This window comes from Anaerocolumna chitinilytica (assembly GCF_014218355.1).
Classification (GTDB): domain Bacteria; phylum Bacillota; class Clostridia; order Lachnospirales; family Lachnospiraceae; genus Anaerocolumna; species Anaerocolumna chitinilytica.
In genome coordinates this window covers 4,135,146-4,149,229 of sequence record NZ_AP023368.1, presented here as the reverse complement: position 1 = coordinate 4,149,229, position 14,084 = coordinate 4,135,146, and the positions used below count along the sequence as shown (strand labels likewise).

Genomic DNA, 14,084 nt, shown 5'->3' with positions numbered 1-14,084 from the left:
TGAACTAAAAATGGCATACAGTGGGAGTGATTCATAAGATGAATATAACAGATGCTATGATTTTTTTAGAAGATGTTAAGCAGATTGGTAGCAGACCGGGTCTTGCCACTATCAGTCAGCTTCTGGAGGAACTTGGTTCACCTCAGAAAGAGGTTGCATTTGTACACGTAGCCGGAACCAATGGTAAGGGATCGGTAAGTGCTTATATTGCTACTATTTTGGCCAGTGCCGGTTATGTGACCGGTAGATTTTCTTCACCTGCAGTATTTGCTTATAGAGAAATGATACAGTTATTAAATAAGAATGTCCAGGAAAAAGAGTCAGGGGAAGTAATTCAGCTATTTTCTATAGAAGAGGAGGAGCTTGCCGATTGTATTAGCGAAATCAAAGCAGCTTGTTCAAGAATGATAGCAAATGGGAAGAACCATCCTACTATTTTTGAGATAGAAACTGCAACAGCATTCTTATATTTTCTAAAGAAAAAGTGTGATATTGCTGTTATTGAGGTGGGAATGGGCGGTAAACTGGATGCTACAAATGTGATAGATACCACCAAATGTGCTGTACTGACAGCAATCAGTATGGATCATATGGAGTACCTTGGCGATACGCTTCAGGAAATAGCAGAGCATAAGGCTGGGATTATTAAGAGAAACATACCGGTAGTCACCTATCAGCAACAGGAGGAAGTTCAGAAGGTAATAGAAAAGAGGGCAATTGAAAAAGGGTCGTCTTTGATTGAAGCGGATTTCTCAAAGATTGTTATAAAAGATATGGACATGGAAGGTACTCTCTTTGATTATAGCAATTATAAGAATCTAAAAATAAAACTGCTTGGGAAAAATCAGGTATATAATGCTGTTACGGCAATCCTTGCGGTTACAGCACTTCATGATAACGGCTTTCCCATTAAGACAGAGGAGATTTACACTGGACTTGAAAGTACAGTATGGGAAGGACGGTTTCAGCCCATCTGTAAAAAGCCTCTTGTTATAATTGACGGAGCCCATAACGAAGGCGCGGCAGAGGTATTAGCCGAGAACATCAGGAGTTATCTAAAGGACAAGAAATTATACTATATAATGGGCATGTTTAAGGATAAAGATTATAAAACTGTACTACAGCTTACCGGAAAGTATGCAAGAGAAATATATTGTATAACACCACCTACTAAGAGGGGACTTCACAGTAAGCTGTTGGCAGAAGAAGCAATTTCCCAAGGAATATCAGCAGTTGATGCAGGGAATGTTGAAACAGCCATTCATATGATAGCAGATAAAGTAAAAGAGGAAGAAAATTATGCAATTCTGGCCTTTGGCTCGCTTTCAATATTAAAACAAATAAAAGAGAGCTTTCCCTTACAATTTACAAAAAGCATTGGCAGAGATGAGGTGACAGTATGATTGATTTACAGGATAGCAGAAATGAGATTGATAAAGTAGATAAAGAAATTGTCAGGCTCTTTGAGTATCGCATGAAGCTTGCGCAGGATGTGGCAGAATTCAAGATTCAAACCGGTAAAAAGGTCTTTGACAAAGAACGTGAAGTAGAAAAACTCACCGCCCTAAAGGCATTGGCTGGGAATGAATTTAACCGTCACGGTATTAGTGAATTGTTTCAGCAGATTATGTCAATGAGCCGGAAGATGCAGTATAGTCTGATTAAGGAAAAAGATACGGGTATTCCCTTTGAGAAAGTAACAGCCTTACCGGTGGATACATCTACCAAGGTGGTGTGGTTTGGTGCGAAAGGGTCTTATACGGAACAAGCTTTTAAACAATATTTTGGTGAAGAGGTGAAGGCTTTCAATGTTTCCACCTTTAAAGAAGTCATGGAAAAAGTAAAGGATAAAAGTGCGGATTACGGAGTACTTCCAATAGAAAATACCTCTACAGGCGGAATTACAGATATTTATGATCTTTTAGTCGAGTATGAAAATTCTATCATGGGAGAACATATACTTAAAGTAAATCATGCATTATTGGGGCTTCCACAATCAGAACTTAAGGATATTAAAAAGGTATATTCTCATAACCAGGGAATCTTACAATGCCAGAAGTTCCTGGAAGCAAATCCTCAGATAGAAGCTATCGTTTGTGAAAGTACTGCGGACGGAGCAAAAAGAATTGTTTCAGAAGGGGATATTACACAGGCTGCTATCGCAGGAGTTCAAACAGCCAAGCTTTATGGACTAAAGATATTAAGGGAAAATGTCAATCATGAATGTAATAACTCTACACGTTTCATTATTATCGGCAGGAACAAGCAGTATAAACAGGATGCAAAAAAAATAAGTATCTGCTTTGAACTGCCCCATGAAAGCGGAAGTCTTTATAATATGTTATCACATTTTATATATAATAATCTTAACATGACCAAAATCGAATCCAGACCTTTAGAAGGGAAGACTTTCGAATACCGCTTTTTTGTGGATTTTGAGGGGAATTTAGAGGATGCAGGGGTAAGGAATGCTCTGTTTGGGATCAAAGAGGAAGCAATAACTTTAAAGATTTTGGGAAATTACTAGCCGAATTTCATATTTTTTTCAATTTCTCTACACAAAGAGGACATAATTTGATGTTAAACTTTAGTCATAAACAAGAAAGAAACAAATAATATAGATAGCTAAAGTTTGAAAGGAGAAATTAAGTATGAACGAATTCAATGGTTTTAATGAAAATAACGAAAGCATTATTGAAGGAGAGGGAGTCTTTAAAGAAGATATCCCAGCAGAAGAAGTACCTGCAGCAGAAAATATGCGTTCAGCAAAAGAAGGTCCCTACTTTGAAGAAAATCCTGTGAAGGATAATAAGAGAAAGAAGGGAAAAGGAAGAGCAAAATCTTTTGCGAAGCTAATAGCTTCCGCCCTTGTATTTGGACTTGTTGCCGGAGCAGCTTTCCAGGGGTATTACGCAGTGACAAACAATAATGCATCAAGTGTTAAAATCGGAAGTGTATCCACCAATACAAACGGTGATGTAACCGCAGTGGAAACAAGTACAAAAGACAATGCTTCCAGTGATGTCTCCACAGTAGTTTCCAATGTTATGCCTTCAATTGTAGCGATTAATTCAACAATTAATCAGCAAACAACAGATTTCTTTGGAAGACAGTACAATCAACAGGAAGAAGGAAGCGGCTCCGGTATTATTATCGGACAGAAAAAGGGTGAAATATTAATTGCTACCAATAACCATGTAGTTGAAAATGCCGGTTCAGTCCAGATTGTATTTAATGATAATACAAAAGCAGAAGCAACCATTGTCGGTACAGCTCCCGGCTCTGACCTTGCAGTAGTATCCGTAAAAGAAAGTGAACTTGACAGCAAGACAATAGATAACATCAAAGTAGCAACCTTAGGGGATTCCGGTTCTTTAAAACTTGGCGAAATGGCCATTGCTATCGGTAATGCTTTAGGATATGGGCAGTCTGTAACAGTGGGATATATCAGTGCTTTAAACCGAGAAGTAACAGTAAATAACGTCACATTAAAACTTATCCAGACCGACGCAGCAATTAACCCTGGTAACAGTGGTGGTGCATTACTTAATTCTAAAGGTGAGGTTATTGGTATAAACTCCGTTAAATATGTGGATGACAGTGTAGAAAGTATTGGTTATGCAATTCCTATCTCTGCCGCAATTCCGGTTATTAATGAACTAATGAATACATCCTCTACTAATAACAGCAAATCTGCCTATCTAGGAATTCAAGGTAAGGATGTAACAGAGGATTACGCAGCAAGTTTTAATATGCCCGTTGGTGTATATGTAGGAACAGTAGCTGAAGGTTCCGCAGCTGAAAAAGCAGGTATTAAAGCAGGCGATATCATCACAGGCCTTAATAATGTTACCGTCACTTCTATGACAGATTTACAGCAGGCTTTAAGTTATACCAAAGCTGGTTCCACAGGTACCATCAAAGTTCAGACGCTGCAAAACGGTAAGTATGAAGAAAAAACCTTGGATATTACTTTTGGTGAAAAACCCAGTAAATAAACAGTTAGCTAAGATAACGAATAATAGATAATAATAGAGAGTAAGTGAAATCTTTAAGAACCGTATGGGGTAGGCATCCTATCCTGTACGGTTTTTATTTTAACTTTTTATACAATTTATTATTTCATTGTTGATATTGAATTCCTTGACAAATAGAAGTACACACGGGTATGATATAGTTTAAACTAAGTTCTATAAGATTTAGATTAAGGAGAAAAGAGGTCATATCTGTGATGGAAGCGGCTGATATTAAGATAGACGTTATAATCCCGGTATACAAGCCGGATATTAAATTTAAGCATTTGGTTGAAAGGTTGAAAAAACAGAAGGACAAGCCTGACAGAGTCATACTTCTTCAAACAGTGGAGGAAGAAAGACAGGGGGAGAGTAAAAATCTGATAGGGGAAGAGTATATTGCTTATGCCATGGAGCTGGAAGATAGTGATTTTCGCATTGAATGTGTTGAGATAAATAAAAAAGATTTCGACCATGGCGGAACAAGGGCTTACGGGGCTTCTCTGTCAACGGCAGATCTTATCATGTTTATGACGCAGGATGCCGTACCTGCAGATACCTCATTATTATCAAAGCTCAAGGAAGCCTTTGCAGAGGATAGGGTAGGTGCGGCTTATGCCAGACAGCTTCCAAGGGAAGGAGCTGGCATCATTGAAAGCTATACCAGGAAATTCAACTATCCCGAGACAGATTGTGTTAAGACACTAGATGACTTGCCAAAGCTTGGTATAAAGACTTATTTTTGCTCCAATGTATGTGCCGTTTACAGAAAAGATGTTTATGAGGAAATGGGGGGGTTTGTTACCAGGACAATCTTTAATGAAGATATGATTATGGCAGCTGCTATTATAAAAGCAGGTTATTCTATCGCTTATGTTTCTGAAGCTAAGGTCTATCATTCCCATAATTACAGCTATAAGGAACAGTTCAAGAGAAACTTTGACCTGGCAGTTTCACATGCAGAATTCCCGGCGATATTTTCCGGTATCAAATCAGAGAATGAAGGAAAGAAGATGGTGCTTCAAACAACCTCCTATCTGCTGAAAAAGGGTAGAATATTGCTAATTCCGGACCTTATAATGGAAAGTGGTTTTAAATATCTGGGATTTTTGGCAGGCAAGAACTATAAAAAATTACCCCTTGCTCTTATCAGAAAATGGAGTTTGAATCCTTGGTATTTCAGAGAAGGAAAGGGAGCCTCAAGAGAGGCAGGGCAAAATTGATGGACAGGGTGCATATCATTATGGCTGCCTATAATGGAGCAGCATATCTGAAAGAGCAAATTGAGTCCATAAAAGATAATACCTTTTCTGACTGGGTACTGTGGATATTTGACGATGGTTCTGTTGATGACACGGAGAGCATCATAAGAGAGCAGAGCGTATGTGAGAAGGATAGAATTCACTATATTCGCAATGAAAAGAATAAAGGGGTTACCCGTAATTTTTTAGACGGGGTTAAATCTGTTTTTAAAGAGCAGGTTGAGGTCTTAAAAGATGATAGAGATAACTATTTCATGTTCTGTGACCAGGATGATTATTGGATGCCTGATAAAATCGAGAAAACACTGAAAGTAATGAAACGGTGTGAAAAAAAGTACTCAAAAAAACTTCCCTTGGTTGTATTTACAGATGCCGCGATAACCGATGAAAAGCTAACAGTAATAAACTCCTCTTTTCATAAAAGCAATCATTTAAATACCGGAAAACTTGACCTGCCTCATATGATGATGGAGAATAAGCTTATAGGGTGTACAGTAATGTTTAATACCGCTCTTGCAGGTAAGTTATCTATTATTCCTGAGAAGGCCAGATACCATGATTGGTGGATCGGTTTACTGGGAGCTGCCTTTGGTCATATGGTATATATTCCAACTCCAACACTTTATTACCGGCAGCATAGCGGTAATGTGGTGGGAAATCAAGACTACTATGGTTACGTTAAGAGAAGGATAGCAGCCTTAAGAGAGCAAAAAAAAGTTCTTTTCTCCAATGCAGAGCAAGCAAAAGAATTTTATGAAATCTTTAAGGATTGCCTCCCAAATGATAAAAAAATGCAAGTTTATGCAATGGCAAACATAATGAATCAGAGCTGGTTTTTCAGGAAATTTCAGTGTATACAATATGGTTTCCTGAAATCAGGCCTACTTAGGAACCTTGCTTTGCTTCTGATTATATAGAAAAATCAAATCTAGTTTTCTTTATTGACATTTTATATTCATATTGTTACAATGTAAACAATTTATATTCAGGAAGCCAATGTGGAAATGAAAAGACAATTTCCGCTCCACTTTTGATTGGAATGCACTAAGGTGCGAATGGAGGTTAGTATGAAGAAGATGGTTTTGTCAATATTGGTGGATAATACCGCCGGCGTATTAAGCCGGGTTTCAGGATTATTCAGCCGAAGAGGTTATAACATAGACAGTCTTACCGTTGGCGTTACGCAAGATCCTTTGTATTCCAGGATGACAGTTGTGGTAAATGGTGATGATCAGATACTGGAACAGATTGGAAAACAACTTTTAAAGCTAGAAGATGTAAGAGAGGTCAGAGAGCTATTACCGGAGGAATCTGTTTGCAGAGAATTGATATTAGTTAAGGTATTGGCCGCCATTGAAGAAAGACAGGCAGTTATTGCAGTGGCAGATATATTCCGGGCTAAGATTGTGGATGTGGCCAAAGAATCACTAATGATTGAACTTACAGGAAATCAGGCTAAGATAGATGCCTTTATTAAATTGCTGGAGGGATTCACAATAAAAGAACTGGTCAGAACGGGTATCACAGGACTTGCAAGAGGCTCAGGCGATATTGCGGATTATCTGGATGACTAACGATTATTCCGAAGTGTAACTTCACATATGTGCAGCCACACTTTTTCAATAATAATTTAATTTTATTAGGAGGATAAAAGATATGGCAAAGATTTTTTACCAGGAAGACTGCAACTTATCATTACTGGAAGGTAAAACCGTAGCAATTATCGGTTATGGCAGCCAGGGACATGCTCATGCATTGAATGCAAAGGAATCCGGTGTTCATGTCATTGTCGGACTTTATGAAGGCAGCAGATCCTGGAAGAAGGCAGAAGCAGCGGGCTTTGAAGTGTACACGGCGGCTGAGGCTGCAAAGAAAGCTGACATCATTATGATTCTTATAAACGATGAGAAACAAGCTAAGCTCTATAAGGAATCAATTGAACCAAACCTTGAGGCAGGTAATGTGCTTATGTTCGCACATGGTTTTTCCATACACTTTGGTCAGATATTACCTCCTTCTGATGTAGATGTTATTATGATCGCACCTAAGGGACCCGGACATACCGTTAGAAGCCAGTATCAGGAAGGCCAGGGAGTTCCCTGTCTGATAGCCGTTGCCCAGGATGCAACCGGCAAGGCTCATGATATCGGACTTGCTTATGCACTTGCTATCGGAGGCGCAAGAGCAGGTGTTCTTCAGACAACCTTCAGAGAAGAAACAGAGACAGACCTTTTTGGTGAGCAGGCAGTTCTGTGCGGTGGTGTTACACAGCTTATGAAGACTGGTTTTGAAGTGCTGGTAGAAGCCGGATATGAACCGGAAAGTGCTTATTTTGAATGTATCCATGAGATGAAGCTGATTGTTGACTTAATCAATGAAAGCGGATTTGCTGGTATGAGATATTCTATCTCAAATACAGCGGAATATGGTGACTATATAACCGGACCTAAGATTATTACAGAAGATACCAAGAATGCCATGAGAAAGGTATTAAAAGATATCCAGGAAGGTGTTTTTGCACGTAATTGGCTTTTAGAAAACCAGATTGGCTGTACGAACTTCCTTGCCATGAGAAGAAGAGAATCCGAACATCAGCTTGAAAAGGTAGGAGATGAACTTCGTAAGATGATGAGCTGGACCAATAAAAATAAATTAATCAACAACTAAACAGTATAAATTATTTTATATTAAAACGTACCGGAACTTGGAACAGGTTCCGGTGCGTTTTTTAAACGAAGGTAAGAGCTTTATGGTAAACAAATTAGAAAGGCAATTGTGATATGATGTATGACTATTCCTCAACAATAGAATTTTTGTTAGACTGGTATGATCAGAATGCCAGAATACTCCCCTGGCGTGAAAATCCGAAGCCTTATTATGTGTGGATATCTGAAATAATGCTCCAGCAGACAAGGGTAGAGGCAGTAAAGTCATACTTTGAAAGATTTATCCATGCACTTCCGGATATTCATTCTCTGGCAGTGGTAGATGAAGATAAGCTTTTAAAGCTGTGGGAAGGGCTGGGATATTATAACAGGGCAAGAAATCTTCAAAAAGCGGCTGTGATACTGGTGAGAGATTATGGTGGGGAACTTCCGAGCGATTATACGGAACTGCTGAAACTTCCGGGGATTGGAAGCTATACTGCCGGAGCAATTGCATCAATTGCCTTTCATATTGCTGAACCCGCTGTTGACGGTAATGTTTTAAGAGTAATGATGAGAGTTTCGGGATGTTTTGATGATATAACCGAAGCAAAAGTCAAGAAGCAGCTGGAAGAGGATATTAGGGCAGTAATGCCTAAGAGCAGACCGGGAGATTTTAATCAGGCAGTGATGGAATTAGGGGCAACCGTGTGTATACCCGTGGGCAGGCCTTTATGCGATAAGTGTCCTTTAGTACATTTATGCCAGGCATATAAGAACCGTACAGAGGATAAAATTCCTGTTAAAAAGGAAAAGAAACAGAGGCAGATAAAGGAGAGGACAATTTTTGTAATAGAAGCCGGAGGAGAATATGTGCTTTACAAAAGAGAGAAAAAAGGTCTTCTTGCCGGGTTGATGGAATTCCCTGGAATAGAGATGAAACTGTCTTCTTCTGCAGCAGAAGAATATCTTGATAAGATGGGATATTCTATGGAACAGATTATTCCCTTAGGAGATGCAAAACATATATTTTCCCATGTGGAGTGGCATATGACAGGATACCTTGTACGCTTACAGGAAAGGGTAGCCGAAGACACTAAGATATATGGGGCAGAGAAAGGGATGAACAAAAACCCGCCAGTTTGGGCATCCGCAAAAGAGATTGAAGAGATCTACTCACTGCCGTCAGCATTTGATTACTACAAGAAGTTTTTAATATAAAAGGTTGAAAATATACGGTTTTCGGTTGCAGGAAAGGCTGCAGGTGAGTAATTATAATAATTTAAGCAGTTTGGCTGATAACCCAATCATATCAGACAAACTGCTTTTATTTAAATTAATGTTTTTCTCTTTCTCTGCCGCATAGAACAATAATCTTATAAGGTGTTGTAATAGCAGGAATACTCCTAGTTGTTGGTCCATAGAGTACAATAAGATTACGGTTCGAGGGATTTTGGTAAAAGCTTTGCCCATTTTCTAGTGTGATTTGAGTATTTGGAGAAATATTCAAACGAAGCAATCCGTCACTGCTTACCAGATTACGATTGAAAAAATCAACTTTTACATTTACATCGTTCAACCCGACAGCCATTATCAGCGCACGAAATCTTGGAGGATATATGAGAGGAACGGGTGCATTATTGTCATAGAAACCGGTAACAAGATCTCCCTCTTTTGCTGTTATGTTATCTATAAAGTAGGTTGAAGGTGTTACATGAAAAGTGATTATGTTATTGTCGCTATCCTGTATGGTAAATAATTTATTACAGCCTAAAGTATCTCTTGAATCTATCAGGATATCTTCAATTGATAAAATTATCCCTGAATAGGAATTATATTGCGTCATAAGAGACTCTTTTCGTGGTTTTATTTTTTAATATATGCATCTAGCGAAGGCTGCGTTCCTTGTAAAAATCAATAAAGTGCTTGACTGCCTGTGACAGAAAAGCATCTTTGCAGTAAGAAAAACCGACTGCTCTTTTCTCAAGAGGAGGGTTTAGGGGAAGCTCGATAAGTTCCTTTGATGTTAGTTCATCTTGTACAAATTCTTTGATGACACAGGATATACCCAATCCGATCTTTGCAAATTCTATGAGTAAATCCATGCTGCTTACTTCTAATAACTGGTTTGTCTTAATATTATTTCTTGTAAAATAATCCTCTACGTATAATCGGGTAATGTTCTTCTCGTCCAATAAAAGGACATTGGAATTACTTATGATATCCAAGGTATCTTCAGGTGAGATAGCCGGCTTACGGCGGTGGCTTTTTGATAGCTGCTGATTGAGATTATCAAGATAAGCTTGGGTGCTGACAAAGATATCTTCAATTTTTTGAATCTCATAGAAATCCATACCCTTTAGATTAGCGGGTCTGCCAATAAGCCCAATATCTATCTTATTCTGGCCAAGAAGCTCCAAGGTCTTATAGGTGGATTGACATTCAATTGTAATCTTGATATGTGGATACTTTTTGATAAAATCCTTTAGATAAGGCAGCAGGATATATTTACATAAGGTATTACTGACACCAATACGCAGATGTCCGATTCCAAGCTCTTTCATACGAAGCAGGGTTGATTCACCTTCTGAGAGCGTATCAAAGGCGGATTTGGTGTATTCATAAAGGAGAGCACCTTCTTCTGTCAGGCGGACCCCTCTGGAGGAACGGATAAATAAGGTCATCTTAAGATTATCTTCCAAAGTTTGGACAGCTTTACTGACAGCAGGCTGGCTGATAAAAAGTTCCTTAGAGGAACGGGAAATATTCCCTGTGGCTGCGACGGAATTAAAAATACGGTATAAGGTCAGATTACTTTCCATGATTCTGCTCCTTGATATATTCTATAGTTATAATAATTATTCGTATTATGTATTTCAATTATATCAAAGCTTGTGATAAAATACCAGTAAAAGTAAGAAAGGCAGGAAAGTAAGTTGGCAGAATATAGTGTTGCAGTTATTCCAGGGGATGGAATCGGACCGGAAATTATCAAAGAAGCAAGGAAGGTACTGGATAAAGTGGGAAAGGTTTGCGGACATAACTTCCGCTACACAGAACTTCTGATGGGAGGTGCTTCTATCGATGTTCATGGAGTTCCTTTGACGGAAGAGACTCTGGAGACGGCAAAGAAAAGCGATGCAGTACTGCTTGGAGCTGTGGGCGGTAATGTAGGTGTCTCCAAGTGGTATAGTCTCCCACCGGAATTAAGACCCGAAGCCGGGCTGTTAAAGATTCGAAAAGGCTTGGAGCTATTTGCTAACTTAAGACCGGCACTATTATTTGACGATTTAAAGAAAGCTTGCCCTTTAAAGGAAGAGGTAATTGGAGAAGGTTTTGATATGATTGTGGTCAGGGAACTGACAGGAGGGCTTTATTTTGGAGACCGGAAAACGGTGGTCGAGAATGGAATTCGGAAAGCTTATGATACCTTGACCTATGACGAAGAAGAAATAAGGAGAATTGCAAAAACCGGTTTTGAAATCGCCAGAAAAAGAAGGAAGAAACTCTGCAGTGTAGATAAAGCGAATGTAATTGACTCTTCCAGACTGTGGAGGCAGGTCGTTAAGGAAGTGGCAGAGGAGTATCCCGATGTGGAACTTAGCGATATGCTGGTTGACAATTGCGCAATGCAGCTGGTAAAGGATCCGGGGCAATTTGATGTAATTCTCACGGAGAATATGTTTGGAGACATCTTATCCGATGAGGCAAGCATGATAACCGGTTCTATCGGAATGCTGCCCTCTGCCAGCCTTGGTAAAACAAAACTTGGACTGTATGAACCAAGCCATGGCTCAGCGCCGGATATAGCCGGAGAGAACAAAGCAAATCCCATGGCGACAATCCTATCTGCCGCTATGATGCTTAGATATTCCTTTGATTTGGAACCGGAAGCCCTTCTGATAGAGGAAGCTGTAAGTAAGGTACTGGGTAAGGGATACCGAACCATCGACATTATGTCACCGGGGAATATACTGGTTGGCACAGATAAGATGGGTGATTTGATAGCAGAGGAGATAGTGTGAATTATTACAAAGCATAATTCACACATAGGTTTGGTAAAGGTAAGATTGCTGGTATGAATATTGTAAAGCACATTTCAGACAAGTGCTTGGGAAAACAGGAATCAGCCTTTCTAAAAATTTGTGCTGGCATGAGAATTAAGAGACGTCAGCGGAATGGAGATTAATATGGGAATGACTATGACTCAAAAGATTCTGGCCGCTCATGCAGGACTTCGCAATGTAGTAGCCGGACAGCTGATAGAAGCTGATTTGGATATGGTGTTAGGCAATGACATTACTGCTCCTGTTGCGATACAGGAGATGACAAAAATAGAGAAAAAACAGGTATTTGACAAAGATAAGATAGCGTTAATACCTGATCATTTTACCCCCAATAAGGATATTAAATCAGCTCAGAACTGTAAGTGTCTGCGTGAGTTTGCAAAAGAATACGAAATCACCAATTATTTTGAAATCGGAGAAATGGGAATAGAACATGCGCTGCTGCCGGAGAAAGGTCTTGTGGTAGCCGGAGATGTAGTGATAGGCGCAGATTCCCACACCTGTACATATGGTGCTTTAGGTGCCTTTTCAACAGGTGTCGGAAGTACCGATATGGCAGCCGGAATGGTAACCGGTAAAGCATGGTTTAAAGTGCCCTCTGCACTTAAGTTTGAACTGACAGGATGTCCTGACAGATGGGTGAGCGGAAAAGATATTATCCTTCACATTATCGGCTTAATAGGAGTTGATGGTGCACTTTACAAATCGATGGAATTTACAGGGGACGGAATAAAGAATCTGTCCATGGATGACCGTTTTACTATGGCGAATATGGCGATTGAAGCTGGCGCCAAGAACGGAATATTTCCGGTGGATAATAAGACAATTGATTATATGAAGGGACATTCTTCAAAGGAATATAAGATTTATGAAGCAGATGTGGATGCGGAATATGAAAAAACTTATAATATTGACTTATCTAAGATTCGGCCGACAGTAGCTTTCCCTCATCTGCCCGAGAACACCAAAACAATTGATGAGGTTGGTGATATTGAGATTCAGCAGGTAATCATCGGGTCATGTACCAACGGCAGACTTGAAGATTTACGGGCGGCAGCTAAAGTATTAGATGGGAGAAAAGTAAAGAAAGGTATGAGAGTCATTATATTTCCGGCCACCCAGGATATCTATCTTAAGGCAATGGAGGAAGGGCTTCTTTCAATCTTTATAAAAGCAGGAGCAGCAGTCAGTACTCCAACCTGCGGGCCTTGTCTTGGCGGACATATGGGGATTTTAGCACAGGGTGAGAGGGCAGTGGCAACCACTAACCGTAACTTTGTAGGAAGAATGGGGCATGTGGAATCCGAAATCTATTTAGCCAGCCCTGCTGTTGCAGCAGCCAGTGCCGTAACAGGCAGAATATCCGGACCGGAAGAACTGGGTTTATAATTAAGGATAGATATTTAATGTTGAAAATATATGGATGATAAATATATGGAAGATAAAATAAATGAGGATGGAAATACTAATATTCCCCGGAAAAGGAGTCAGAAATGAAAGCACACGGAACAGTGCATAAATATGGTGACAATGTGGATACAGACGTAATAATACCTGCCAGATACCTTAATACCACCAATCCCAAGGAACTGGCGGAAAAATGTATGGAAGATATTGACCCGGCATTTGTAAATAGAGTAAAAAAGGGTGATATCATTGTTGCTAATAAGAACTTTGGCTGCGGCTCCTCCAGAGAGCATGCGCCTATTGCTATTAAAGCATCCGGAATCAGCTGTGTTATAGCAGAAAGTTTTGCTAGGATCTTCTACCGAAACTCCATTAACATAGGACTCCCAATTATTGAATGTAAGGAAGCAGCCGATGAAATAGAAGCTGGAGACGATGTTAAGATTGATTTTGACAGCGGTATTATATACGATGTGACAAAAGGGAAAACCTTTAAAGGACAGCCCTTTCCGGAATTTATGCAGAGAATTATTAAGGCTGAAGGTCTTATAAACTATATAAACAGTTAGTTCTTCTTTTAAACCACTCAAAAATTATAGGGGAAAACCCTGTAGCGTTTGAGTGGTTTTTTTCTATGCTAGGCTTTCACCTATCATGCCTGTCTTGTATTGATTTGTTAAAAGTGTTAAA

General features: G+C 39.4%; 13 protein-coding genes. 11 read left to right on the top strand and 2 right to left on the bottom strand.

Annotated elements, in window-relative coordinates:
• Positions 1 to 38: 38 nt before the first annotated feature.
• The 8 genes from bsdcttw_RS18030 (at position 39) to mutY (ending at position 9,141) form a co-directional block, all read left to right on the top strand.
• On the top strand, positions 39 to 1,403 hold the full coding sequence (locus bsdcttw_RS18030; RefSeq protein ID WP_185256209.1) for a bifunctional folylpolyglutamate synthase/dihydrofolate synthase: 1,365 nt from the start codon (positions 39 to 41) through the stop codon (positions 1,401 to 1,403).
• On the top strand, positions 1,400 to 2,527 hold the full coding sequence (pheA, locus tag bsdcttw_RS18025) for a prephenate dehydratase (protein ID WP_185256208.1): 1,128 nt from the start codon (positions 1,400 to 1,402) through the stop codon (positions 2,525 to 2,527). Before bsdcttw_RS18030 ends, pheA begins: the two co-directional genes overlap by 4 nt.
• A 124-nt stretch (positions 2,528 to 2,651) precedes the next feature.
• Positions 2,652 to 3,998, top strand: a complete 1,347-nt coding sequence (locus tag bsdcttw_RS18020; RefSeq protein ID WP_185256207.1) for a S1C family serine protease — start codon at positions 2,652 to 2,654, stop codon at positions 3,996 to 3,998.
• A gap of 233 nt (positions 3,999 to 4,231) precedes the next feature.
• Positions 4,232 to 5,236 carry a glycosyltransferase gene (locus bsdcttw_RS18015; protein WP_185259868.1) on the top strand — a complete coding sequence of 335 codons (1,005 nt, stop codon included), beginning with the start codon at positions 4,232 to 4,234 and terminating at the stop codon, positions 5,234 to 5,236.
• Positions 5,236 to 6,192, top strand: coding sequence for a glycosyltransferase family 2 protein (locus bsdcttw_RS18010; RefSeq protein ID WP_207726426.1), 957 nt, complete (start codon positions 5,236 to 5,238; stop codon positions 6,190 to 6,192). Before bsdcttw_RS18015 ends, bsdcttw_RS18010 begins: the two co-directional genes overlap by 1 nt.
• 150 nt (positions 6,193 to 6,342) lie before the next feature.
• Positions 6,343 to 6,849 carry an acetolactate synthase small subunit gene (gene ilvN / locus bsdcttw_RS18005; RefSeq protein ID WP_185256205.1) on the top strand — a complete coding sequence of 169 codons (507 nt, stop codon included), beginning with the start codon at positions 6,343 to 6,345 and terminating at the stop codon, positions 6,847 to 6,849.
• Positions 6,850 to 6,931: 82 nt separating this feature from the next.
• Positions 6,932 to 7,942: a ketol-acid reductoisomerase gene (gene ilvC / locus bsdcttw_RS18000; RefSeq protein ID WP_185256204.1), complete on the top strand. Its 1,011-nt coding sequence runs from the start codon at positions 6,932 to 6,934 to the stop codon at positions 7,940 to 7,942.
• 113 nt (positions 7,943 to 8,055) lie between these two features.
• Positions 8,056 to 9,141 carry an A/G-specific adenine glycosylase gene (gene mutY, locus bsdcttw_RS17995; protein ID WP_225903699.1) on the top strand — a complete coding sequence of 362 codons (1,086 nt, stop codon included), beginning with the start codon at positions 8,056 to 8,058 and terminating at the stop codon, positions 9,139 to 9,141.
• 115 nt (positions 9,142 to 9,256) lie between these two features.
• Here mutY and bsdcttw_RS17990 read toward each other — a convergent pair whose 3' ends face one another.
• Both bsdcttw_RS17990 and bsdcttw_RS17985 read right to left on the bottom strand, forming a co-directional pair.
• The gene (locus tag bsdcttw_RS17990) at positions 9,257 to 9,766 is read right to left on the bottom strand and encodes a hypothetical protein (RefSeq protein WP_185256203.1); all 510 of its coding nucleotides are present in this window, start codon (positions 9,764 to 9,766) and stop codon (positions 9,257 to 9,259) included.
• A 40-nt stretch (positions 9,767 to 9,806) separates the two neighbouring features.
• Positions 9,807 to 10,742 carry a LysR family transcriptional regulator gene (locus tag bsdcttw_RS17985; RefSeq protein WP_185256202.1) on the bottom strand — a complete coding sequence of 312 codons (936 nt, stop codon included), beginning with the start codon at positions 10,740 to 10,742 and terminating at the stop codon, positions 9,807 to 9,809.
• Between the two features lie 114 nt (positions 10,743 to 10,856).
• Here bsdcttw_RS17985 and leuB point away from each other — a divergent pair, with 114 nt between their 5' ends.
• From leuB to leuD, 3 genes are all read left to right on the top strand, one after another.
• On the top strand, positions 10,857 to 11,945 hold the full coding sequence (gene leuB, locus bsdcttw_RS17980) for a 3-isopropylmalate dehydrogenase (RefSeq protein WP_185256201.1): 1,089 nt from the start codon (positions 10,857 to 10,859) through the stop codon (positions 11,943 to 11,945).
• A gap of 165 nt (positions 11,946 to 12,110) precedes the next feature.
• Positions 12,111 to 13,376 (top strand): 3-isopropylmalate dehydratase large subunit, encoded by a 1,266-nt coding sequence (gene leuC, locus bsdcttw_RS17975; RefSeq protein WP_185259866.1) that lies wholly within the window; start codon positions 12,111 to 12,113, stop codon positions 13,374 to 13,376.
• A gap of 104 nt (positions 13,377 to 13,480) precedes the next feature.
• The gene (leuD, locus tag bsdcttw_RS17970) at positions 13,481 to 13,963 is read left to right on the top strand and encodes a 3-isopropylmalate dehydratase small subunit (RefSeq protein WP_185256200.1); all 483 of its coding nucleotides are present in this window, start codon (positions 13,481 to 13,483) and stop codon (positions 13,961 to 13,963) included.
• Positions 13,964 to 14,084 lie beyond the last annotated feature (121 nt).